The 20,401-nt window shown below is 43.3% G+C and carries 17 protein-coding genes and 1 pseudogene; 10 read left to right on the top strand and 8 right to left on the bottom strand.

The features are described from left to right. The first annotated feature begins 703 nt into the window (after positions 1-703). Together iscB and F6K38_RS09340 are read left to right on the top strand one after the other, a co-directional pair. Positions 704-2,008 (top strand): RNA-guided endonuclease IscB, encoded by a 1,305-nt coding sequence (gene iscB / locus F6K38_RS09345; protein ID WP_287356503.1) that lies wholly within the window; start codon positions 704-706, stop codon positions 2,006-2,008. After that, positions 1,983-2,174 carry a hypothetical protein gene (locus tag F6K38_RS09340; RefSeq protein WP_287248508.1) on the top strand — a complete coding sequence of 64 codons (192 nt, stop codon included), beginning with the start codon at positions 1,983-1,985 and terminating at the stop codon, positions 2,172-2,174. The genes iscB and F6K38_RS09340 overlap by 26 nt, the downstream gene beginning before the upstream one ends. Before the next feature lie 8 nt (positions 2,175-2,182). Here the strand turns inward: F6K38_RS09340 and F6K38_RS09335 are convergent, their stop codons facing one another. The 3 genes from F6K38_RS09335 to trpB all read right to left on the bottom strand — a co-directional run bounded on the left by F6K38_RS09335 (position 2,183) and on the right by trpB (position 8,072). Further along, the gene (locus tag F6K38_RS09335) at positions 2,183-5,560 is read right to left on the bottom strand and encodes an ATP-binding protein (RefSeq protein ID WP_287310694.1); all 3,378 of its coding nucleotides are present in this window, start codon (positions 5,558-5,560) and stop codon (positions 2,183-2,185) included. Between the two features lie 117 nt (positions 5,561-5,677). Beyond that, positions 5,678-6,328: a ribonuclease H-like domain-containing protein gene (locus F6K38_RS09330; protein ID WP_287248510.1), complete on the bottom strand. Its 651-nt coding sequence runs from the start codon at positions 6,326-6,328 to the stop codon at positions 5,678-5,680. Between the two features lie 478 nt (positions 6,329-6,806). Continuing rightward, complete coding sequence (gene trpB, locus F6K38_RS09325) at positions 6,807-8,072, bottom strand: tryptophan synthase subunit beta (protein ID WP_287356501.1); 1,266 nt, start codon at positions 8,070-8,072, stop codon at positions 6,807-6,809. Positions 8,073-8,239: 167 nt separating this feature from the next. On the opposite strand from trpB, the gene F6K38_RS09320 reads away from it, so the two are divergent. Then, entirely contained in the window at positions 8,240-8,557 is a 318-nt protein-coding gene (locus tag F6K38_RS09320; RefSeq protein WP_008187692.1) for a DUF4342 domain-containing protein, read from the top strand. Between the two features lie 418 nt (positions 8,558-8,975). Here F6K38_RS09320 and pedR read toward each other — a convergent pair whose 3' ends face one another. Next, positions 8,976-9,245, bottom strand: coding sequence for a photosynthetic electron transport-dependent transcriptional regulator PedR (gene pedR / locus F6K38_RS09315; RefSeq protein WP_008187694.1), 270 nt, complete (start codon positions 9,243-9,245; stop codon positions 8,976-8,978). Between the two features lie 90 nt (positions 9,246-9,335). Between pedR and F6K38_RS09310 the strand changes: the two genes are divergently transcribed. Together F6K38_RS09310 and F6K38_RS09305 are read left to right on the top strand one after the other, a co-directional pair. Beyond that, a complete protein-coding gene (locus tag F6K38_RS09310) occupies positions 9,336-9,533 on the top strand; it encodes a hypothetical protein (protein ID WP_131827044.1) in 198 nt (65 codons plus the stop codon). Positions 9,534-9,594: 61 nt separating this feature from the next. After that, a complete protein-coding gene (locus tag F6K38_RS09305; protein ID WP_287356499.1) occupies positions 9,595-11,295 on the top strand; it encodes a serine hydrolase in 1,701 nt (566 codons plus the stop codon). A gap of 237 nt (positions 11,296-11,532) precedes the next feature. On the opposite strand, the gene F6K38_RS09300 is transcribed toward F6K38_RS09305, so the two are convergent. Then, the gene (locus tag F6K38_RS09300) at positions 11,533-11,730 is read right to left on the bottom strand and encodes a hypothetical protein (RefSeq protein ID WP_131827042.1); all 198 of its coding nucleotides are present in this window, start codon (positions 11,728-11,730) and stop codon (positions 11,533-11,535) included. An 8-nt stretch (positions 11,731-11,738) separates the two neighbouring features. Here F6K38_RS09300 and F6K38_RS09295 point away from each other — a divergent pair, with 8 nt between their 5' ends. Next, positions 11,739-13,004 (top strand): class I SAM-dependent methyltransferase, encoded by a 1,266-nt coding sequence (locus F6K38_RS09295; RefSeq protein ID WP_008187696.1) that lies wholly within the window; start codon positions 11,739-11,741, stop codon positions 13,002-13,004. A gap of 19 nt (positions 13,005-13,023) precedes the next feature. After that, positions 13,024-13,179, top strand: a complete 156-nt coding sequence (locus F6K38_RS09290) for a hypothetical protein (protein ID WP_287248553.1) — start codon at positions 13,024-13,026, stop codon at positions 13,177-13,179. 328 nt (positions 13,180-13,507) lie between these two features. Here F6K38_RS09290 and F6K38_RS09285 read toward each other — a convergent pair whose 3' ends face one another. Next, positions 13,508-14,332: an SDR family oxidoreductase gene (locus F6K38_RS09285; RefSeq protein ID WP_008187698.1), complete on the bottom strand. Its 825-nt coding sequence runs from the start codon at positions 14,330-14,332 to the stop codon at positions 13,508-13,510. A 320-nt stretch (positions 14,333-14,652) separates the two neighbouring features. Here F6K38_RS09285 and F6K38_RS09280 point away from each other — a divergent pair. Together F6K38_RS09280 and F6K38_RS09275 are read left to right on the top strand one after the other, a co-directional pair. After that, positions 14,653-14,835 (top strand): annotated as a pseudogene (locus F6K38_RS09280) (transposase); the annotation flags it as partial. Between the two features lie 539 nt (positions 14,836-15,374). Further along, a complete protein-coding gene (locus F6K38_RS09275; protein ID WP_008187699.1) occupies positions 15,375-15,722 on the top strand; it encodes a hypothetical protein in 348 nt (115 codons plus the stop codon). Positions 15,723-16,136: 414 nt separating this feature from the next. Here the strand turns inward: F6K38_RS09275 and F6K38_RS09270 are convergent, their stop codons facing one another. Together F6K38_RS09270 and F6K38_RS09265 are read right to left on the bottom strand one after the other, a co-directional pair. After that, entirely contained in the window at positions 16,137-17,696 is a 1,560-nt protein-coding gene (locus F6K38_RS09270) for a DUF3084 family protein (RefSeq protein WP_008187700.1), read from the bottom strand. A gap of 774 nt (positions 17,697-18,470) precedes the next feature. Then, on the bottom strand, positions 18,471-18,989 hold the full coding sequence (locus F6K38_RS09265; protein ID WP_287264851.1) for a GUN4 domain-containing protein: 519 nt from the start codon (positions 18,987-18,989) through the stop codon (positions 18,471-18,473). A 741-nt stretch (positions 18,990-19,730) separates the two neighbouring features. On the opposite strand from F6K38_RS09265, the gene fraC reads away from it, so the two are divergent. Beyond that, positions 19,731-20,291: a filament integrity protein FraC gene (fraC, locus tag F6K38_RS09260; RefSeq protein WP_008187702.1), complete on the top strand. Its 561-nt coding sequence runs from the start codon at positions 19,731-19,733 to the stop codon at positions 20,289-20,291. The last annotated feature ends 110 nt before the right edge of the window (positions 20,292-20,401 follow it).

Raw genomic sequence — 20,401 nt, 5'->3', positions numbered from 1 at the left:
TTATGAGGTTGAAAGTTGAACGCGATGGACGCGCGTCCCGCTTTCAGCGATCGCGTGGCCTTTTGGCCAAGGTTAGTAAGTTGAAGGTTTAAGGTTAGTAAGTTGAAGGTTAGTAAACAGCTAGAGAAAATGTCGCAGAGTCTACCAAAAACTCTGATTATTTGTTAAACTTAAATTACGGTAACACCGACAGGGATTATTATGTAACTTAAATTAAAGCCGAAAACCAAGGGTTTAGTAGTTGCGCTCTCTATCCCGGTGTTAGACTTTTTTGACATTTTTATGGCGCTCGCGGGATATTCCGTCAGAGAAGCGCGGAGATACCCCCTGGATGCTATTGCATCTGGCATTGGCGAGCCAGAATTTGCCTTTGGTAGGTTTTGGTAGCTAAAAAGTATCGGTTATTAACAGTGATTAATCCTTGGTGGGCAGTGCCTAGCAACCCGATGGTAAGCACATCAATCTCCTAGTCAAAGCCTAGGCAATTCCCGGTAACTCCTGGAAATCGCCAGCTAGGATGCAGACTTAGTTTTCTACGTTGGTTTGGTTATGACACCCAAGAGTGAACTCCAGCTCTTGGCTCTGTCGCTAATCATTAAGACAAAGGCAAAATGTGTGATTAGCCTAACAAGCCATTTCAACATTGTCGTTCGCGTAGCGGGACGAAGTCCGGAACACATTACCGAATTGAGTTGCACTAATCATGCAGAATTACGTATTCGTTATTGACACAAACAAGCAACCATTAAACCCTATTCCACCAAAGAAAGCTCGCCGGTTATTAAACAAAGGTAAGGCTGCCGTTTTTAGGATGTACCCGTTCACAATCATCTTAAAGACTGCGATTCGGCAAAGCCGACGCTGCGCGAACAATAATCCAAGCATCTCACCTTGTCAAATAAAGATTGACCCTGGTAGTAAGGTAACTGGATTTGCCCTAGTCCAAAACAACCAAGTTATTTGGGGAATGGAATTAGAGCACAGAGGAGGATTAATTAAGAAAAAACTAGAGTCTAGAGGCGCTGTAAGGCGTGGGAGACGTAACCGCAACACCCGCTACAGGAAACCCATATTCCTTAACCGTAAGCGTCCAGAGGGATGGCTTCCACCTAGTCTAGAACACAGAATTTTGACTATTCAGACTTGGGTAAAACGATTGATTAAATTCTGCCCAGTCAATGAGATTTGGGTCGAAAGGGTTAAGTTTGACACCCAAAAAATGCAAAATCCTGAAATCAGTGGCATTCAGTACCAGCAAGGAGAGTTAGCCGGATATGAGGTTAGAGAGTACTTACTTGAAAAATGGGGAAGAGAATGCACTTACTGTGGTAAGCAATCCGTTCCATTGCAAATCGAACACATTCACCCAAGGTCACTTGGTGGAAGCGATTCGGCTTTGCCGACGCTACGCGAACGCGTAAGTAATCTTTGTTTGGCTTGTGAAAAGTGTAATCAACGCAAAGGTAACAAGCCTATAGAAGACTTCTTAAAAAAGAAGCCAAGTCTACTGCAAAAAATCAAATCTAAAGCTAAGCAGCCATTAAAAGATGCAACAGCAGTAAATGCAACTCGGAACAAGTTAGTTAAGGTACTTCAATTAATCAAGGTTGTGGTCACCGGAACGGGAGCGCAAACCAAATACAACCGGACTAGATTAGAACTACCTAAGCAGCACTGGATTGATGCCGCTTGTGTTGGGGATATTGAGACCTTAGTGTTGAGAACCTCTCAGCCGCTGTTAGTCACTTGCAAGGGACCCGGAGGGAGACAGAAAGCAGCACTTAACAAATACGGTTACCCCATCAGACACAATCCATTAAAACCAATCAAAGGCTGGGTTACTGGGGACATAGCCAAGCATCAAAAACTAGGAATAGGTAAAGTCACCCCTAGAAGCAAAGGAAGCTTTGGATTTACCCCGTTAGGAACCAAGGGCTACAAAAGTTGCAAACCTCAAGATATATCGGCAATATACCGAAAAGATGGATACACTTATAGCTTTTGCTAGTATCTGCCGAGATTTACCAGGGAATAGTTGTCCTGGAAGTTCCTGTCTGATGCACTGCCCACCCTACATCTCTCCCCCGACTCCCGACTCCCGACTCCCGACTCCCGACTCCCGACTCCCGACTCCCGACTCCCGACTCCCGACTCCCTATTCCCTATTCCCTTAATAACCAATTCAAGTAATCACAATATCCAATTCCGAAACCCCATACTCCCGGGCTTTAGCACACCGTTCAATATAAAGTTCAACCACCCGGTCTTGGTGATTACTCTGTAAAAGTTCCTCAAAAATCTGTTGCGCCTGAGCAAAGTCTTCTTCTACATAATAGGAAACTGCTTCCTCAAACCGAGGAGTCGTGTCGGACTTGAAAGCAATCAAATCCTCAGGATTAGCATCATACACTTCAAAGATTTCCACTGGTTGACTTTTACCCTTCACATTGACTCGCCCTAGACGCCGATAATGATAACTGTCTCGATTATCCAGATCAGTCAAGGTGGGTTTACTAATCAAAATCTCTGCTCCATAAATCTTGGTTAAACTTTCCAAACGGGAGGCCAAATTTACAGTATCAGCAATCACGGTTGTATCCATCCGTTCAGATTCCCCCACTGTACCTAAAATTAAACTCCCCTTGTGCAAACCAATACCAATCGCAATCGGTTCATAACCACTATTGTTCCGATGGGAGTTATAACTATAAACTTGCTTTTGCATCTCAATGGCTGCCTTTAGGGCATGATCAGCCTTTTCGGGAAACAACGCCATCACCGCATCACCAATATATTTATCAATGAAGCCGTTATAATTACGAATCACTGGACTGACTCGACTTAAATAGTCATTGATAAAATTAAAATTGTCTTGCGGTGACATCCTCTCTGATAAACTAGTAAAGGAGCGAATATCCGAAAAAAGTACCGTCATCTCTTTTTGGACATAGTCCCCTAATTGGACATCAAGAATACTTTCCCTTTCTAAAAATTGCAGAAACTCCCGAGGCACAAAGCGTCCATAAGCTACATTAATTTTGGCTAACTGAAGATGGGTCTTAATTCTTGCTAGCAATTCATTCTTGGATATGGGCTTAGTTAAATAATCATTCGCTCCTGCTGCAAATCCTGCTACCAAATCTGAGATCTGATTTTTAGCAGTTAACAATACTACGGGTAGTTCATTCGGTAGAAATTTATCACGGATTTTTTTGCAGAACTCATAGCCGGTCATTTTCGGCATCATAATATCCAGTAAAATCAAGTCTGGTCTGCATCCTTGGCAAATTTTTGTGAATGCATCTAGGCCATTAACTGCTTGAATAATATTATAGTTGTGCAGAGAAAGATGGTTGACCAAAACCTGAAGATTTACTGGTTCATCATCTACAATCAAGATGTTAAATGCTTCGACGGTTGGTGATGATAGGTTCTGATCAGATATCAGGTGATCAGATATCAGGTGATCAGATATCAGGTGATTAGACATCAGGTGATCAGATATCAGGGGTTCAGAGTCATTTGCCATCGCCAAATAATTCTGAACCTGGGAAACTTCCTCTTGCTGTTTCCTCTCTACTTTACCTGTTGATATCGGTAGGGTGAAACTAAACTGTGAGCCAAGGTTTGGGGTAGACTCCACATCAATATCTCCGCCGTGGAGCTGCACCAGTTTTTTAGTAACCGCTAAACCTAACCCCACTCCTCCATATTTCCTATTAATGGAGCCATCCCCTTGTTCAAAAGCTTCAAAAATTCGGTCTAATTTATCAGGTGGTATACCAATACCTGTATCAGAAACGGTAATTTTTAGATAAGAATTTACCACCTCTGCTGACACTTTAATCGTACCACATTCAGTAAATTTAATGGCATTACCCACTAAATTATAGAGAATCTGTTGGAGTCTGTTTTCATCAGCATCGACTGGGGGAATCGATGAGGAAACTTGATTAATCAGTTGTAGGTTTTTATTAACCACAAGGGGACGGGATAGCAATAAAACAACTTCTGTTATTTCTCGCATCCCCACTGGCTTAATTCTCAGGTTGATTTGTTTATGCTTGAGGGCAGAAAAATCCAGTAAATCGTTAACAAGCTGAGTTAACCGTTTGCCACTAGAGACAATCAGAGAAAGATTAGATGCTGTTGACTGGGATAACTTACCTGTTGCTCCATCAATCAGGGATTCAGCAATGCCGATAATGCCATTCAGAGGTGTTTTAAGTTCATGGGATGTATTGGCTAAGAATTCATTTTTGAGCTGATCCATTTCCTGAAGAGCAGCATTCTTAGTTTCTAGCTTCTGGTTATACTCCTGTAGCAGTTGCCTGGTTTCAGCAAATCGTCGTTCTAAAATTAATGCTAAGGATAGGATAAACAGCAACATTCCCCAAGGATACAATCGTTGATACCAATTTTCCGGTTCAAAGCGATAAACTAAAATATCATGCATTCCTCCTATAGCCAGGATAGATAATCCGAAACTAAATAGTTTAGCATAATAGTTTTTCTGAGTGATAGCTATAGGAATCGCATGGAGCAATAAAATTATTGTACTACCCAGGAGCAAGTAGTGATCAATAGATATCTCATACAACCAGGAACTTTTGTAGATAACAATTAATCCTAAAGAAATGACCGAATAAATTAGGTGAATTTGCCATAACCGCTGGATGATGGAAAAGTAGCCTGAGCCAAATATTTCTTCAAAACCAATAAGAGTGAGAATAGGAAGAAAACAAAAAGCCGTATATCGAATATGCTCCCAATTCAGTGAATCCTTAAATAATAAGGGAATAATGGTTGATTGGCTAAGGTTGTAAATGCCTCCAGCTATAGCTAATAATGCAAAGGCTAGAATCAATCGTTTGTCTTGAGACCGGAATAAACAGGTTAAACTAAACCACAGCCCAATTAAAATAAAAATACATCCTAAAACGGTGCTGATTTCGTCTTTGAATAAACACCGAATTACGTTAAATTTAGAACCAATAACTATCCGGTCGAAAAATCCGATATAAATAGACTGCTCAGTCCCTACGTAAACATTAATGAACAATGATTTTCCATAAAAATTTGAATCAATAGGAACAATTGGCCATTGATACCCGTCACCATTAGCTGGAGGCAATGAGTTAGGGGATAATCGGGTATAAATCAGTTCCTGATCTAAATAAGCTTCTAGTATATTCGGAACTGCTCCGAGATAAAGAGTGGGAGATTGCCATTTACCGTCTGGTAACTTAACCTTTAACCAAACATTGTTTTGCTGTTGATCTGCCGGTGACTTCCATAATCTTTTTGGAAACGTAAATTCTTTCCAGCAAGGCTCGCCCTTGGCAATCTCGACCTTAGTACAAAGCTTGGCATGACGGAGGTTATTCATAGAAACATCACCCCAGAGATAGTGCCATCCTTGGGTAATCTTCAATGGTGGCAAGGTTTTAGATGCCTGAGATTGTGCTTGACTAGGTGCTATGGTTAATAGGCTAATCAGTACTGATATCAAAAAAGCACCCAAACACAAGGGGATTTGGGCACGTTTCCAACTAAACATACGTTTCACTGGTATCTCCTGGAGGGGCTATGGGTAACACCCCTCCTCTACTAGTTTAAGTTGGATTTTGGAGCTTGGAAACTGTTTGTTAAACTTTACTTACCAGTCTCTGATTCTTCAATGTTCAAATACATCTCGATAGTGCAACAAATCGAGAGATACCATAGTCGGTAACGCCTCAAAGCACTGTTGAGCTAATTCCCAACGGTCTTCCCGTTGCAGCATATTGATCAGTTTTTGCCGCACATTCAACAAGTAGCGCACATCATTAGCAGCGTATTCCAACTGCTCATCGGACAGGTTAGCGACATTACCCCAGTCAGAACTCTGAGCACTTTTATCCAAATCTATCCGTTCTAGCTCTTTGACCAATTCTTTGAGACCATGGCTACTAGTATAAGTGCGGGCTAACTTACTAGCAATCTTGGTGCAGAATACAGGATTGACTTCAATACCGAGATTTTGCCTGAGCATAGCGACATCAAACCGAGCAAAGTGAAATACTTTGAGCACATTAGTCGCTTCTAACAACTGTTTTAATCGGGGTGCTTCTGTTTGTCCTTTGTCAATGCGGACAAAGGTGACTCGTCCTAGTGGATCACACAGCTGTACAAGACATAAGCGATCGCGTTGGTAAATCAGTCCCATGGTTTCGGTATCCACGGCGAGGGAATCTGCCCTTAGATACTCTTGGCATATAGATTCGGGTAAATCGCGATCGCAAACTTGAAAATCCTTCAATTCTTCAATTACAGTTGTGTTGGTCATTGGTTCAAAGGTTATAGGTTGTAGGTTCTAGAAGTTTGTTGGATGGGATAGTGTTTGATGCGATAGTATTGTTAGGGATAATTCCCAGGATTTGGTTTATTCGATGCTCCTATGGGGTACCGTTTCTGTTCCCATCAGGAGAACGGAAAAGGCACAGTTATTCGTGAAGATGACAGTCACCACTGATACTAACCACTAGCGGTAGTGTTAGTTATCGCTTTAAAGCGATGTTATAGCACCATAACTAGCAACTAAATCACAGTGGTTACTAGAGTTAAGGACCCTTGATCAAAACTTGAGTTAATTCCACAGTAAAGATAAGCATTCCCAAACTAATCTTGAGCAATGCTTTTGGCATGAGCAGGCTGGCTAAACCCTGGGCTCTAATTTCTGGGAATTTCTAATTTCTGGGAATTACTGTATCGTAGTTTACAATTTACCCTTGACAGTCCACATGTCCTACTTATTTTTTATTTTTTTAATCTTTCGACGTCTGAGCTGACATAAATTTAGCAACAGTTTGCACATCCTTATCACCCCGACCGGAACAGTTAATCACAATCTGGGGATTACCACTGAGTTGGGGACACAGAGTTTCGAGATATGCGATCGCATGAGATGTTTCCAGTGCCGGTATAATTCCCTCCAGCTCAGACAACCGTTGAAACGCAGCCACCGCTTCTTTGTCTGTAACACTATAATACTCTGCCCGACTACTATCTTTCAAATAGCTATGCTCTGGACCGACACCAGGATAGTCCAATCCAGCACTAATCGAGTGAGCTTCGAGCACCTGACCATCCTGATCTTGGAGCAAATAACTCATTGCCCCGTGCAACACTCCTGGTCGTCCAAGAGTGAGGGTAGCCGCATGTTTAGCAGAATCCACACCAGCGCCTGCTGCTTCCACGCCAATCAACCGCACAGTGGGTTCATTAACAAACTCATGGAACAGGCCCATGGCATTGGAGCCACCTCCCACACAAGCTAACAATATATCCGGCAAACCGCCCCACTTTTCCAAACATTGAGCGCGAGTTTCCTGGCCAATCACAGCATGGAAATCCCGTACCATTTTTGGGTAAGGATGAGGACCTGCCACTGACCCAAGGATATAGTGAGTGGTTTCGACATTTGTCACCCAGTCTCGAATCGCTTCCGAGGTCGCATCCTTGAGAGTACCGGTTCCAGCGGATACCGGTTGCACCGTTGCTCCCAGTAGCCGCATCCGAAATACATTCAGGGATTGCCGTTCCATGTCCTGAACGCCCATATAAATGACGCATTCGAGACCAAATCGAGCACATACTGTTGCGGTAGCCACACCATGCTGACCCGCTCCCGTTTCAGCAATGATGCGCCGCTTACCCATGCGCTTGGCTAGCAATACCTGAGCCAGAGCATTATTTATTTTGTGAGCACCAGTGTGATTTAAATCTTCCCGTTTTAGATAAATCCGTGGTCCACTACCATCAGATTTGGTATAGTAGTTACTCAGACGTTCAGCAAAATAGAGAGGACTAGGACGTCCTACATAGTCTCGCAGCAGTTGTTGTAGTTCCTGTTGGAAATCCGGGTCATTACGGTATTGATCAAAAGACTGCTCTAGTTCACTTAGAGCAGGCATCAGGGTTTCTGGGACATACTTGCCACCAAATTTCCCAAAACGTCCCAAAGCGTCCGGTTGTTGGGTCGGTTGGTCCCTATCGTCGCCGATACTAAGGGGTAGGGGTGTTTTAGTCACAGCGGTGTCACACAATTTATAGAACGAACATCTCGACTATTTATTATAAAACCCAAAATCCCCTACCACCAGTCCTATAGCATTTGGGCTCAACATTAACAATTATTTTGAGCTAATGTAGAAAAATAATCACCATAACTACCATACCGGTGCCTAAGCAGCTTACCATGAATGAACCAACTGATCAACAAATTAACAATCACTCCAATTCTGTAGAGGCAGACGTTCAGCCAAAGGTCAGTGTCGAAGAATTCAGTATTAGTGGTAATGACCTGATTGACAAAGTTAAAGACCTAATTAATCAGGGGAATATTCGCCGAATTATGGTCAAAAATGAACAGGAGCGAATTTTGTTGGAGATTCCGCTAACTTTTGGAGTATTAGGAGGATTTACTGCTATTTTCTTGGCTCCTTGGTTAGTCGCCCTGGGAGCGATCGGGGCATTGGCAGCTAGATTGAAAGTAGTGGTGGAACGAAAGGAATAGCGGTCGAGATATCGTAGATATCTACCCTAACCCCTAAACAGGTATGGGACATCCTAGAGAAAGATTGCCTGCGATCGCTAAAGATGCTAAAAATATCTTAAGATATACTTAAGATATACTTTGAGCGGTCAACTTTGAGTTGTCAGCTTTGAGTTGTCAGCTTTGAGTTATCAGCAGTCAGCCAAAAGCCTACAAGTCACTCTGGACAACTAAACTAATTATGCCAGTGGGACTTAGATAATCATGGGTTTCTTGGTGTTTAGCTGGGGGGTTGCCAGTGCCACTGAGGTGCTTGGTGGCTTCAGCAAAGCAACCTGAGCAAAGCAACCTGAGCAAAATTGCCTAATCCTAGCTTCAAGCCGACTCTGAAAACTATCAGTAATTTCAATAATCTCCGGGACTGGATAAGTCAGTGGTATCACTGAGTTTGACCAGGGGCTGGTAAAGGACAGCAATTGACATCATTCAAGCAAACTTTGCCCCACTTTAAGGCCCAACGAACCAAACCCACCCGGTTATCAGTGGAAGTTTTGGTCAAAATGTTACTGATATGATTATCAACAGTGCGCTTACTGATTGCCAGCTCCTGGGCGATTTCGAGATTGGTTAAACCAGCCGCTACATGTTCGATGATTTGCAATTCGCGGTAAGACAGAGTTGCATGATTCTGGGATTTACCACTAGCCATAAGTAATTTTTCTCTAGTAGATATACCTATCTTATCTGATTTTACCGCCAATGGTGACCCGCTTCACTTAATTTGCCATGGGGAAATTAAGTGATTATCAATAAACAGGACAAGGAAGAGTATAGGAAGTGTGGCAGGAGTGTGGCAAGCATGGTAAGCGTGGTAAGTGTGGTAAGCGTGGGTAGTCAGATGAGCAACTGGCGTCGAAACGTAAGCTTATGCGCTACGCGCACGCTACACCGAACAGCTTTCAGCCATTCCCGTAGCGTGGCCAAGGCTGACGGCTGACGGCTGACGGCTGAATGCTTACGTCGAAACTTCTGAAATTCACATGAATGGAGAGCAACTAATGGAAGGTCTTAGTGATTTTATTAACCAGAGAATGGAAGAGTGGAAAGTCCCAGGGCTGGCTGTCGCTATTGTTCACGATAGCGAGATCATCTTTTGTGAAGGCTTTGGTTTTAGGGATGTAGAAAAAGGCTTAAAAGTAACCTCTAAAACCCTATTTGCCATTGGGTCTTGCACTAAAGCCTTTACCACAATGGCTATGGGCATCTTGGCTGAGCGACGAAAATTAGATTGGGATAAACCAGTTAGACATTATCTGCCCACGTTCACACTATACGATGCCTATGCTAGTGAACACATGACTCTCCGTGACCTGGTCACTCATCGTTCTGGCTTACCCCGTCACGGTTTCATGTGGTATAACAGTCCTTTCACTCGTAAAGAAATAGTTGAGCGCTTACAGTATCTCGAACCTAATCATGAATTGCGGAGTGTCTATCAGTATCAAAATTTGATGTACATGACCGCTGGCTACTTAGTCGGTCAAATTGCCGAGAGCAGCTGGGAAGAATTTGTTCAGCAGGAAATTTTTAATCCTTTGTCGATGGCAGACAGCAATTTTTCCGTTGTCAAATCCCAGGAGACTGAGGATTTTTCCCTTCCTTATCGAGAGAAAGATGACGTAGTTAAAGCCATCCCATTTCGCAATATCGACACTATTGGTCCTGCTGGCTCTATTAATTCCAATGTTACTGATATGGCGAAGTGGCTTCTACTCCATCAAAACCAGGGAAACTATGAGGATAAGCAGATTATCAACCCTGGTATTCTGACTGAGATGTATACACCACAAATCGTGAAGCCGTCATCCCTTGAGTATCCGGAATTCTGGCATTACTCTTATGGATTAGGATGGTTTCTCACTGCCTACCGAGGTCATAATCACGTCCAGCATGGGGGTGGTATTGACGGATTTTCTGCCCTGACAACGTTGATGCCTCAAGATAAAATTGGTGTGGTAGTTCTCACCAATCTCCAAGGAACCCCATTGCCAGATATTATAACTTATCACATTTGCGATCGCTTGCTTGGTCTCGACGAAGTTCCTTGGAATGAAAGGCAGAAGAGTAAGGTTGAGGAAGCTAAACAAGCGGCTGAACAAGGCAAACAGAACACCAAACCACAGCCTAAAACTGGCACTCAACCATCACATCCCCTAGAAGATTACACAGGAGATTTTGAGCATCCCGGATACGGAATAGTTTCCATTGCGCTCAAAGATCAGCAGTTAACGGCAACTTATAATTCCATCGTTGCGGAACTAAAGCACTACCACTATGATAGTTTTGAATTACTATCAGAGGGTTCTGATAATTTTCAACTATTATCATTCTTTAATGACCCCAAAGGAATTATTCAGAGACTGTCCATACCTCTAGAACCGAAGGTGAAGGATATTGTATTTGAACGAATCCCTGACCAAAGCATTTTAACCACTAGTTTTATGGAAAAATTTGTGGGTGAATATGACATTTCTGGTCAATCTATGACTATCTTTATCAAAGATAATAAACTATTTGTGTCATTAGCTGGTCAGCCAGAGATAGAGTTAGTTCGTTACCAAGGAACCGAATTTAATTTTAAGGATTCCCCAGCAGGATATAGTATTAACTTCACTACCGATAATGGTGGGGTTGTGACTCAAGCAGTGATTACTCAACCCAATGGCGTATTCACGGCTAATAAAAAAGTGTCTACGTAAGCTATAGAAAAGGGAGTAGGGAGAATAAAATTGACGTAAGCTATCAGCTATCAGCTATCAGCTATCAGCTATCAGCTATCAGCTATCAGCTATCAGCTATCAGCTATCAGCTATCAGCTATCAGCCTATGCGCACGCTACTTGAGGTGCTAATGCGCTACGCGCACGCTACGCGAACAGCTTTTGAATAAGCGATGCAGCGCCGACCTGCGGGGGTTTCCCCCACTCGCGCTTTGCATCAAGACAACAGGTCAGCATTCGAATAATGCTGAGTTACCTCCCAGCGTCGTTCGCACAGCGTGGCCAAACGCGCACGCGTGGCCGTTCGCGTAGCGTGGCCAAAAGGCCAAAAGGCCAAGGCCAAAGCCTGTGCCACAAAGCTGACTGCTGACTGCTGACTGCTGACTGCTGACTGCTGAATGCTTACCTTCTGCAAGAAGTCTAATGACTAATTTCTTGAATTCAAACCTTCCATCTACTCAACCTCTATCCAAGGTAATTGCTAATCACATTGCTACAGCACCTAACCAGGGAATTACCTTTGCCCAGTACATGGACTTAGCACTATACCATCCACAGCTAGGTTACTACGCTTCTGGTGCAGTTAACATTGGTTCATCAGGAGACTTTTTCACCTCACCTCACTTAGGAAAAGACTTCGGGGAATTACTTGCTGAACAGTTTGCCCAAATGTGGGATATCCTCGGACAACCTAATCCCTTTACCCTGATGGAAGTGGGAGCGGGACAGGGCCTCCTAGCAGCAGATGTTCTAGTTTACTTGCACCAGCACTACCCAGATTGCTATGGTGCGGTAAATTACATCATTGTGGAAAAGGCAACAGCAATGATTGCTCAACAGAAGCAGCTGTTGTTGAAACTAAACCTACCCAGACTCGACAATCACCAGCCCTCGTTACCTGTACGGTGGTGTTCTTGGGAAGAAATACAAGACAATTCCCTGACTGGTTGCTGTTTCTCTAACGAATTGGTTGATGCATTACCGGTACATCAAGTTGTGCTGCAAGCAGGAGATCTCAAAGAAATTTATATCGCAACTGTTGATCAGGATGACGATGACATTAAGTTTGTAGAAGTTTTAGATACCCCTTCTACACCCCAACTGAGAGAGTATTTTGATTTGGTAGGTATTGATTTGTTCTCTGGTTCCTATCCAGAGGGCTATCGCTGTGAGGTGAATCTCGCTGCACTGGATTGGATTAAAACTGTTGCGAAACGGTTAAACCAGGGATTTGTCCTAACGATTGATTATGGCTATCCAGCCCAAAAGTATTATTTGCCAGCCCGTGATCAGGGAACATTACAGTGTTATTATCGCCACCGGCACCACAATAACCCCTATAGTTATATCGGCGAACAAGACATTACGGCTCATGTGGATTTTACTGCCCTAGAGCAACAAGGAGAGTTATGTGGTTTGGGTAAGGTAGGTTTGACCAAGCAAGGGTTGTTTCTAATGGCATTGGGATTAGGCGATCGCATAGCTGCTCTTTCTGAGCCTAGAGAAGGGGGAAATGCGAACGCAACAGCACAGGATGTGATCAAGATTATGCAGCGTCGCCAACGGTTACACCAGTTGATCGATCCAACCGGATTGGGTGGCTTTGGGGTTTTAATTCAAAGTAAGGGATTAACGCCATCAGCAGAAGGGGTGGCCCTTAAGGGGTTGACGGTACCACCGATCAGCTAATAGCGCTGGGCGCGGGGAGATGGGGAGATTTTTATTAAGGGTAATTATCGGTTCTCATAGTAATAAAGTAAACAAGATTTTTTCCCGATTCCCAATTCCCGATTCCCGATTCCCAATTCCCGATTCCCTAAAATCCCAAATCCTACATATCACAAAAAATTCACACTTGTTTTAGATAGTGTATTTGTTGAATCTTGGCTAGAGGCGATTCATGCACCAATCGCCTCGTTACTTATATTTAGGCTAGTTTTCAGTCAACTAATCCCACCGAGGTAAGCATTCAGCCGTCAGCTGTCAGCCGTGAGCTTAAAATAAACCTCTTTCGTGAGAATTTAATAGTTCGAGATTTTACAGAATTGAAAGTTTGGGGAAAAGCCCATTGCCCATTGCCCATAGGCCCACGCTACGCTAACAGCTTTCCGTACAGAGATTAAACGAAGCTTACCTATGCAAGCTGAAAGCTGATGGCTGATAGCTGAATGCTTACCCACCGAGTAATCAGATTAGAAAATTTTTTCTGGATGAATAAACTGGTAACCTGCATCAATTATCTTTTTATTTGACACTCGGGCATTGTAAGGTCGGGCTTTAGTAACGGATGAATCCCAGGATACGGGGGGTAAGTTGTGCTGTTTAAATACTTTTTCAAGCAATTCTTGATAAGTCAGGATTTGATCATCTACTAGATTATATATCCCTTGCAGTTGGTGAGAACGGACAAATTCTATCCCACCCACTATGTCATCTAGATGAATCCAATTGGTGACTTCTTGACCCGAACCCTCACGAGTAGTACCTGCGAATCGACCAAATATTTTGACTAGTTCCCGCTTCGGACCATAAATTCCTCCCAGACGCAGGATACAAACCTTCAGATTAGGATTGGATGCTGATAGTAATACCTGCTCAGTTTCTGCCAGAATTTCATAATTTGGACTCGCGGGAGCAATCGGTGATGTTTCGTCTACCCAGCCTCCCTGTCGATCACCGTACACAGCATAGCTTCCCGTGTAAATTAGCTGTCGTACCGTAGGAGCGTTTTTGAGCACAGAAACTAAGGTTTGGGCTGTGTCTAAGTAGGCTTCTTGATAGACCTTGCCATTGGCAGCACCCACAGACAGAAGAATAATCTCCTGGTTTTTCACTACCGATTCGAGACCAATAGGGTCGTTTCCTTTAACCACAACCACTCGGTCAGCAATTGTTTCTAGTTCTCGGACCCGCTCAGGGGTAGTAGTGGTTACTGTAGTGGATAACCCTAACTCTTGATGCCAAAGGTGAGCAACAGCACTACCCACGTATCCACAACCAATGATTGCTACATTCATAGCTCGTATGTTTTAAAATTCGATTATTATAAAAAATCTTACCTTCGCGCAAGCTTTACCCGGGTGTATCTCAATGCATGAAATTAGGCAAAAATTCCCGCGCCCCCGCCCCACACTTCCCGCGCCCCCGCCCCACACTCCCCTCCTTTTTTACAAATATGAGATGCACCCGCTTTACCCCTTGGGTCTTTCCTTGAAAACCCCGTCTTTTTCAAGGGGGGATGAAACGTGAGCGTGTAGGGCGGTTTAATTATTTTAGGTCAAGTAGCTGAGACTATTGTTCGCGTAGCGTGGCCAAAGGCCAATAAAATTTACCATAAATTTGTCATTATTTGATCAATAAAACAACTAGTGGAGTAATGGCAGTATTAAATAATAAGATGAAATTGATTATTCGTCAAAGCTATGGGTTTAGAAATTTTTATAATCTGAGGGAAAAGCTGTTAGCTTGCTTGTTTATAGCAATTATCATAGCTATGAGGTACACAATTTCGGGATTTTAGGGAACAGCGGATCTGGGAACAGCGGATCTGAGAAGAGAGAAGAGGGAATAAGGAATAGCGATGCGCTACATCAAGACAGGGAATCAACGTCAAAGAATACTGTACCTCATAACTGCGATAAACGCTATAAATAAGCTTAGCTTATCACCACAGGGACCGAAGAGCCCAATTATTTAAAAATAAGTTAAAAAAACAATAAATTATTGCCCAAATCCTTCCTCCGTAGAGTAAAGTAAAAAGTATCGCCAGAGATAGGGTACTGCGTAATCCTTGCCTAACAATTTGGTCACCTAGGTCGGCTTAGAAGCAAACAACTAGTTAGCTATCAACAGCCGGAGAAACAAGTTACAGCAGGGAATGCGGAAAACTGGGTCAATAAGACCTAAAACCCTTCGGGAGATTTGCCCTAAGTGCTTGGTTGGTATAAACCTATCAGCTTATGGCGAGTCGATGAACCGAGAATCCCCCGTGCGAGCAATCCCTCGCACGGGGGAATGTCAAGATAGAAAAATTTAGCTATCAGCAAGCCCCAAGTCTATATGGCTCGCTACACTCGTTCCATTAAAATCACTATTTCCCTTGATCGTCTTCTACCGTTACTGATTGAGGTTCTAAAATCCTGCCATTTTGAGATTCTCTACGAGAGTGATGACTATATAATGGCAAGAGAGAGTCCGGATAATATATCCTTTACCAAGCTGGTTACAGTGGACGTATTGATTGACAAATCGAAAGCCACTGAGCAACAAGTGCCCATAAATTTTGTCGTCAAAAATGAAGAGTTACCTCTACAGGTTAATAACCATTGTCGGCAAATGTTTGAGCTACTTCAAGAGGCAGTTAATAACAATCCCGATTGGCAAATTGTGGAGGAGCTAGCTACTTAACAAGTAAGTAATCAGTAATCAGTAATCAGCAATCAGCTATCAGCTATCAGCTATCAGCTATCAGCAATCAGCTATCAGCTATCAGCTATCAGCTATCAGCTATCAGCAATCAGCAATCAGCTATCAGCTATCAGCTATCAGCTATCAGCTATCAGCAATCAGCAATCAGCAATCAGCTATCAGCTATCAGCTATCAGCTATCAGCAATCAGCAATCAGCAATCAGCAATCAGCAATCAGCAATCAGCTATTAGCAATCAGCTATCAGTTTTTGAATAGCTTTTGAATAAAAGAGGTTTATTTTAAGCAGCTCAAGTAGCTTGGCCATTCCCGTAGCGTGGCCAACGGCTGACCGCTGACGGCTGAGCGCTGACCGCTGAGCGCTGACCGCTGAATGCTTACGTTAACAACCTAGCTAGTTAACAATAGTTTTAAAAACATCTTCTCCATTGTAGCTCGCTACCAGCTGCATTTTTAAAGGACCAGCTGTGTAGGCAGTTTCTTGCGCAATAGCTTTGACATTAAGGGGTTGACTATACTGCTCCAGCTGCTCAATAAAGTTGGTTAGGGTGGTCAGCCGACCATCTCCGACTTGGATATCACCCAAAATCCCAGCGCGACGAGCACGGAACTCAGAGGCTGCCAACAACTGATCGAGCCGCTTCCGAATTTGCTCATTGGTCATAGTTGAGGGATTAGTTGAGATGGTAGCAAGGACATCACCCCCCTTAAAGACAACCTGATTGAGGGCTGCATCTGCAAATACTTGTATTGATTTTTCCCCCTCAACGTAGTTACCCGCTGAGAGAATTCGCACCACGTAGTCTCTACCATCTTTAATCTGCTGGATTAACTGATCTACTTGTGCTTGAGTAATTTGCACCAGTGGCTCTTGGGAATTACCGCTACTAGCACGGGTAATGTCTACAGCTGTCTTATTAGCTTGGCTCAACAGTTGATCAACAGCTTGATTTACGGCTGTTGGATCGACAATTCGTACTACTCCAGAGGTGAGTACCTGACCACGAAATAAAGCAACATTTCCCTGACGCAGTACTCGATAATTCTGATAGTACTGTTCTAGAATTGCGAGTTCCCGTTTTAAAAAAGCCAGTTGTTTTTCTTGTGATTCAAGTTGTTTATTACGTTTAGCAAGTTGACTCTCCTTTTGTTTAAGTTTTTGTTCAAGTTCTTTAAGTTCTTGTTCGAGTTCTTTTAGGAAAGTTTCACGCTGAGCAATGACTTGATCTCGTTCAGCAATTTTCTGGTCAAATTGTTTTATAGCTTGGTCTTTCTCAGCCAGCTCCTGATCCCGCTGTTGGATCGTTTGGTCTTGTTTGAGGATAGCTTGGTCTCGCTCTTGGATAGCTTGGTCTCGCTCTTGGATAGCTTGGTCTCGCTCCAGCATTTCCTGATCCCGTTTCTTCACCAATTCTTTTAATTGAGTGATTTGGCTCTGGAGTTGGGTAATTTGTTCATTGAGTTGATTCCGCTGTTGGATTAGCAGCTGACGTTCCCTGAGGAGTGACTTAATTTCAGTACGCAGCACCCCAACCTGAGCAGAGACGTCTTTCAGTTGATTTTGAGCCTGTTGGAAATTTCGATTAGTTTCATCCAGACGCTTCTGAACCTCTATTTGCTCTGCTTTGGCCTCGGCTAACTTCTGCTCTACTCGATCTTTCTCATCCTCTAATTGGCTGACCTCCCGGCGAGCACTTCTAAGTTTTTTGAGGATATTATCAAGCTCAAAAATCCCATCTCGTAGAGACTCACTGGTGGCAAACAAAATCCCCAAGGTCGAGGCAGAAATTAAGCCACCGGTGATAATTGTTACTACCGTGGCAGTAGTACGGGGACGTAGATTAAATAAACTCAGCCGTGCTTTTCCTACTCGTGTACCCATGCGATCGCCTAAGGTAGCGAGTAACCCCCCCAACACCAAAATTGAGGCAATCAGGATATAAGCGCTGGTCATCTAAAGCCTCACGGGAGAGTGGAAACTACTATTATTTATGTGGTCATTTATGTGGTGGAGGAAACGCGAGGAGGCGATTTTAACTGCTGTCAAAGTACTACAATAATAGTTATACAAAAAAAACTTTAAGGTTGGCTGGGACTCCCAGTGGTGGGAAATTCCACTGAAAAGACAATCAATCGAAATGATTGATTGGCTACAGCCACGTAGTCTAGTTTTAGCCCCTGCAAGCAAAGGCTTTAAGGCTAGTGAATCAAACCACATACTTACAAACCACATACTTACAAACCACATACTTAAAGGTAACCTCAACCCCCACCACCGTGAGAGAGTAGCGGTAATTGGCACTGCCTGATGGACTGCAAGCCTATTGGTTTTACGGAAGGTGAGGTTGATGTGGTTGTTTCGAGCAATGGCTAACATTTGTTAGTTAACTCCTCCGAAGAATCTGCGCCTATGGAAGAGCGCAGAGTTTCAATACTGCATTGTTGTCTATCCAGATACAGCCTATCTCATAGCTGTAGAGAATTATGTTTATTTATGGTAAACTACCCAAAAGATTTATCGACTTCCAGCACCAGCAGTAGGGCATGGGGAGTAACCCATAGACTAACAAATCATCCCTAGTTTGTACAAAGCGCGCTCCAAACAATAGACCTGGTAGTTTTGAGTTATCAAACTAACCTTGAAATCCCTAAAATGTTTATAGAATTCGTAGCAAATATTTTTGTTTAAAATTTTTGTTTAAAGAATTATTTCCTTGGGCTGTAACGCTTATATGCTACACTCTACAAGTCTTTGCATAAATGAAGTATACCACGCCTCACACCCTACCCGAGATAACCACACGATACCGGATACAGACCGATGATTACTCCAGATGAATGCCATACAGACGGGTAGGTGTCCCATCTGGGCATCTAGATTCCATTTGATTTTACTATAGGCTATCCAATCTCCCCTCACTCTCCAACCGATGCGTTCACCTAGCCTGACGCAGTCTCCTGCCACCTCTTGATAAATGGACTGCTGAACACTAAGCCCAAAGTGTCCTTGGCTGTATCTTACCCAAAGTTGGTCAATGGTCAGCAGGTCAGCACAGGGAAATGTTTTGAGCGACTCTATATCTAGCCATTTTTCAGCTTCTCGACCTGCTGCTTCCAAGAGTACCCTGGCTGTCTCTAGGTCAGCTTCTTTCCACTTGCCTGCTGCTAGTAAGTCTCGCAGTTTAGTGTAGTCTACTCCTTTTTCAGAACGCAGTTTGAGTTCAGGTTCATAGTGATTTCGTGTCATAGGTTTGCGCTATGGTGATGGGAGTTGATCTGCAAAGATACAGTAAAGATAAAGTTTTGGCTTGTCTGTCAGGTGTGGGGTACACCCATCAACCATAGCATTGCCCCAGGAGTCAACTACCAGACACTGACGGCAAAGCCATAGAGCAATAATCGAGAAATTATAGGTATTAGGCTAATCGTATTAGGTATGAGCTACAACAGGGGCACTTGAGCACCTCCGTCCTAAGAGAGCTAGCCAAGTTTCAACAGAACCCTAAACCCTAGAGCCTAAACCCTAAATTATGTTCGCGAAGGGTGACGGCAGGTCAAACAGGTATCTAAAAAACAAAATATGTAACAAAATGCGATCGCTTAGCGGCGACCTAGGAGGATCGCGTAGCGTGGCCTACGGTCAATCGCATCTTTACAGATGTTCCTTGTAGTGCTTCAATGTATAGCCTGTGGTTAAGGAGTTTAACAGGAAACCCGCCCGAAGAGGCTTAGGGGTAACACCCCTCATTCAAATTAACTACCAGTATCCGAAAATTACTGGTAGTCTAATTTAATGAACATTAGACCTGCTCCCGTTTAGTTGCTCCATTTCTGTTGACGGTTGGCACTAAATAAGCAACTATAAAGTGTCAACATAAGGTGTCAACATAAAGTGTCAACAAAACCAAGTTTCACCGAATCGTGCAGGTAAAATGTGGCTCAAACGGGTTTTTAATGCAAATTCTTACGTTGGAGCAAACTTAAAATTATGGCACCTGTATGGCCCCTAAAGACGGTCGTGTTTCAAACTCTCTTCCTGCTGGTGGTAATTGCGGTGGAAGGGATAGTCTTACAACGAGGGCTAAAACTCAACCGCAAAACCAGCATGCAGCAAGCAGCATCGATTAATCTACTTTCCACTATTGTAGGTTGGTGCTGTTTTTTTGCCCTTCACGACCAACTCCCTACGGAATTTCAAGGCCAGATGATTAGTTATATCTTTTTCGATCACTTTTCAGAGGATAAGCCTGACAATTTTTATACTCTTATTGCTATGAGTGTGATCACAATTTTCTTTCTTTCCTTTATTATTAAGCTGGCAGGGCTGAGGTTACTCAAAATCTTTTTAGAACTAGCTGAAGATCAGGCAACTGGTTCCACATCGGCTTCCGACGAGGAAAAGTCATTATCCTTGAGGCGCTCTGGTCAGAGAGGATCGGGTGGGGAAAATCGAGCTATGGTCGTCCTCATTGCTAATTCCTGTAGCTATAGCGCTATCTTACTGCTTTTGTTTCTGCGTTTCCTTTATGTCAACCCCATTAGTGGATAACTAGCGTCGTGAAATTTTTCACATCCCTATTCGAATTTGTCATTGGCTTAGCGGTGGTAGACTGGGTGGTAAAGGTACTGAAACCTCCCAAGGCATTTTCCTGGCAGGCT

The organism is Moorena sp. SIO3B2 (genome assembly GCF_010692525.1).
Lineage (GTDB): Bacteria > Cyanobacteriota > Cyanobacteriia > Cyanobacteriales > Coleofasciculaceae > Moorena > Moorena producens.
The sequence above is the reverse complement of the archived record's forward strand: the minus strand, read 5'-3'. Positions and strand labels throughout refer to the sequence as shown.

Excerpts from the sequence above, each read along its gene's own strand:
- fraC (WP_008187702.1), top strand. The coding sequence starts at position 19,731 with ATGGCACCTGTATGGCCCCTAAAGACGGTCGTGTTTCAAACTCTCTTC.
- F6K38_RS09285 (WP_008187698.1), bottom strand. The coding sequence starts at position 14,332 with ATGAATGTAGCAATCATTGGTTGTGGATACGTGGGTAGTGCTGTTGCT.
- F6K38_RS09335 (WP_287310694.1), bottom strand. The coding sequence starts at position 5,560 with ATGTTTAGTTGGAAACGTGCCCAAATCCCCTTGTGTTTGGGTGCTTTT.
- F6K38_RS09295 (WP_008187696.1), top strand. The coding sequence starts at position 11,739 with ATGACTAATTTCTTGAATTCAAACCTTCCATCTACTCAACCTCTATCC.
- F6K38_RS09265 (WP_287264851.1), bottom strand. The coding sequence starts at position 18,989 with ATGACACGAAATCACTATGAACCTGAACTCAAACTGCGTTCTGAAAAA.
- F6K38_RS09270 (WP_008187700.1), bottom strand. The coding sequence starts at position 17,696 with ATGACCAGCGCTTATATCCTGATTGCCTCAATTTTGGTGTTGGGGGGG.
- F6K38_RS09340 (WP_287248508.1), top strand. The coding sequence starts at position 1,983 with ATGGATACACTTATAGCTTTTGCTAGTATCTGCCGAGATTTACCAGGG.
- F6K38_RS09320 (WP_008187692.1), top strand. The coding sequence starts at position 8,240 with ATGAATGAACCAACTGATCAACAAATTAACAATCACTCCAATTCTGTA.
- pedR (WP_008187694.1), bottom strand. The coding sequence starts at position 9,245 with ATGGCTAGTGGTAAATCCCAGAATCATGCAACTCTGTCTTACCGCGAA.
- F6K38_RS09330 (WP_287248510.1), bottom strand. The coding sequence starts at position 6,328 with ATGACCAACACAACTGTAATTGAAGAATTGAAGGATTTTCAAGTTTGC.
- F6K38_RS09275 (WP_008187699.1), top strand. The coding sequence starts at position 15,375 with ATGGCTCGCTACACTCGTTCCATTAAAATCACTATTTCCCTTGATCGT.
- F6K38_RS09290 (WP_287248553.1), top strand. The coding sequence starts at position 13,024 with ATGGGGAGATTTTTATTAAGGGTAATTATCGGTTCTCATAGTAATAAA.
- F6K38_RS09305 (WP_287356499.1), top strand. The coding sequence starts at position 9,595 with ATGGAAGGTCTTAGTGATTTTATTAACCAGAGAATGGAAGAGTGGAAA.
- iscB (WP_287356503.1), top strand. The coding sequence starts at position 704 with ATGCAGAATTACGTATTCGTTATTGACACAAACAAGCAACCATTAAAC.